The sequence below is a fragment of the Megasphaera cerevisiae DSM 20462 genome (genome assembly GCF_001045675.1).
Classification (GTDB): Bacteria; Bacillota; Negativicutes; order Veillonellales; family Megasphaeraceae; genus Megasphaera; species Megasphaera cerevisiae.
This window is the reverse complement of the sequence record NZ_LEKT01000192.1, coordinates 1-537: the sequence shown is the minus strand read 5'-3', so window position 1 is coordinate 537 and position 537 is coordinate 1. Positions and strand designations below refer to the sequence as shown.

Below are 537 nucleotides of genomic sequence, written 5' to 3'. Positions count from 1 at the left end.
TCCAAGCACCAATCAAGATAACTACTAACGCTAAAAAGCCGATGATTTTATTTGTAACACCAGGCCAGTTACCTAATGCAAAGACGCCCCAAAGTGATGCCCCTAATAATTGGAAGGCCGTTGTAACTGGCATGGCACGTGATGAGCCTACATATTCAAATGCTTTAAATGTCATAATTTGACCGAAACTCCAACCAGCTCCTGATAATAATGCAAAGAACAGATCCATACCTGTTGGGAAGCCGTGGCCTGTGGAGATAAAGAAGACAAAGGCAAAGATTAACGTCCCGACTGTAGCACCTATAATTTGGTTAACTGGTTTACCACCAAATTTGGATGCAATCGTTGGAAATAGACCCCAACCGATTAATGGCCCTAAACCAATTAACAATGCAACTAAATTCATGATTCAACACCTCTATTGATATATTTTTTATCTGTTGCGTTTAGTAAAACGTTTTACTAAATTATAGCACTTCTATTTGTAAATGTATACGCTTTCTTAAACACGATAAAAAAACCATACCTATCAATAAC

At 37.8% G+C, this 537-nt stretch carries 1 protein-coding gene; it reads right to left on the bottom strand.

Annotated features, from left to right (window positions below; all coding sequences use genetic code 11):
- Positions 1 to 406, bottom strand: a 406-nt coding sequence (locus AB840_RS15700; protein ID WP_048515737.1) for a GRP family sugar transporter, incomplete at its 3' end; no start/stop codon positions are given.
- Positions 407 to 537 lie beyond the last annotated feature (131 nt).